At 58.7% G+C, this 2,181-nt stretch carries 1 protein-coding gene; it reads right to left on the reverse strand.

The window, feature by feature from the left end; genetic code table 11:
- The coding region (locus A3754_RS14245) for an amino acid adenylation domain-containing protein (RefSeq protein WP_156497000.1) at positions 1-2,181 on the reverse strand (2,181 nt) is incomplete at both ends.

The following is a 2,181-nucleotide window of genomic DNA, read 5'->3' on the forward strand; positions in this document are numbered from 1 at the left end:
TCGTCCCGGTACTTCACCAGGTCCCCGGTGCGATACATGCGCTCGCCGGGTTCGCCGAACGGGTCTGGCAGGAAACGCTCCGCCGTCAGGTCCGGGCGCTGATGGTAGCCACGGGCCAGGCCCACTTCGTTGCCGATATACAGTTCCCCGGCGACGCCAACCGGCACCCGGTTAAGATCCTGATCCAGCACATACAATTTCCTCGGCCCCACGGCGGTACCGATGGGCGCATAGGCGCTGGTCAGGGTGTCGCCTTCGTAGGCGGCCCACAGCATCGGCGTAACCACCGTTTCGGTGGGGCCATAACCATTAAGGATACGTTCAGGCTTTAGCACGCTCTGCATGCGCTCGAAGGTTTCCCGGGTAAAGGCTTCGCCGCCCAGGGTCCAGGAACGCACTTTCAGTTCGGGTTTTTCCTGTTCGATCCAGTCCAGCAGCGGCCCCATATAGCTGGGCGGGAAACAGGCCACGGTGACGCCTTCGTTTTTCAGCACCTCACAGCATTGTTCCGCGCTCCACAGTTGCTGGTCACGAATCACCACCCGCGAACCAAAGGCCAACGGCACCGTCCAGCGCTCTACCGCTCCATCGAAACTGATGGAGGCGAACTGCAGCTCCACATCATCCGGGGTCATGCCATAGCGCTCACCGATGGTCTGCACATGCATGGAGAGACCGGCATGGGTCAGCGACACGCCTTTGGGTTTGCCGGTGGAACCGGAGGTATAGATCACATAGGCGAGCTGGTCCGGGTGCGGTTCGTTGTCAACAGCTTGGGCAGAAAAAACATCCAGTGGCAACGTATCCACCGCAATCGCTGTCACCGTTTCCACGCTTGGCAGCGAAGGAACCAGGCCCGATTCAGTGAGCAAAATTTCTGTGCCGCTGTCTTCCAGCATGTAGCGCAAACGGTCCGCAGGATAAGCCGGATCCAGCGGCAAAAAGGCGCCGCCCGCTTTCATCACGGCGAGAAAGGCTTCCACCATGGTGACGCCACGCTCGAAGGACACACCAATCACGTCATCCGGTTTTACACCCTGGGCGATCAGATAACGGGCCAATTGATTGGAACGTGCTTCCAATTCAGCAAACGACACGCGGGTATCCCCGTGCACCAGCGCAATGGCATCGCCCTGTCTCGCAGCCTGCTGTGAAAACAAAGAGACAAAACTATGCGCTTGCCACTGGCCGCCCCCCCGCTCCCAACGCTCCAGCATGGTCTGGTCATCCGGCACCAGCGCCGCACTCTCGGTGAGTGGCAACGCTGGCGACTGCAACCACTGGTCCAGCACCTGCTCAAACGCCACCACCATTTTCCCGGCAAAGGCACTATCAAGAATGCCGTCCCCGTGGACCAGCCTTAACGTCAGGCCATCGTGCTCATCCGGCCAGGCATCCAGCACCAGATCAAACGGGGTTTCCGTTACGGGCAGGTCTTCTACCCGCGCCATCAGGTTGCCCAGGTTCAGGCTCAGCCCTTTGCCCTGTTGGCGATAATTGAACGCCACCTGGAACAAGGGGTGACTGCCCGAGCTGCGGGAATCACTCAAGGCATCGACAATTTTCTCAAAGGGAATATCGCGATTTTTTTTGGCATCGTTCAAGGCACTGTGGATCTGTGCAATCCAGTCGCTGACGGACAGCTCAGGGGAAACATGCCCCTGCACCACCAGGTTGTTGACAAAAAAACCCACCAGAAACTGATTACTGCCTTTACGGTTGGCACTGGGTACGCCAACGCGAATCTGCGGCTGCCCCGATACCCGAAACAACAGATACTGCAACACGGCAAGCAATACAGTGAAACGGCTGACGCCCTGCGCCCTGGCAAAATCTTTCAGGGTTTGCGTCTGCTTTGCAGACAGGGAGAAGTCCTGAAAACAGGCACGACTGGAGGCACCGGACGGTTGTGACAGACGAGGCAAAGCCAGGGGCTCGCCCTCATGCTGCAGGGTGTCGATCCAGTGATCCCGCTGCGCCTGTGCATCGTCACCGGAAAGCCATTCAGCTTCCGTTTCGACCAGATCCAGATAGCTATTCTGCAGCGGCGGCAGGTTCGGTGTCAGCCCGTCACGCAAGGCACTATAGGCAAACAGAAACTCCTGCATGAACACGCCCAATGACCAGGCGTCGCCGACAATATGATGCAACGAGATCAGCAGCGCATGCCGTTGCTCGCTC

This window comes from Alcanivorax sp. HI0083 (assembly GCF_001635175.1).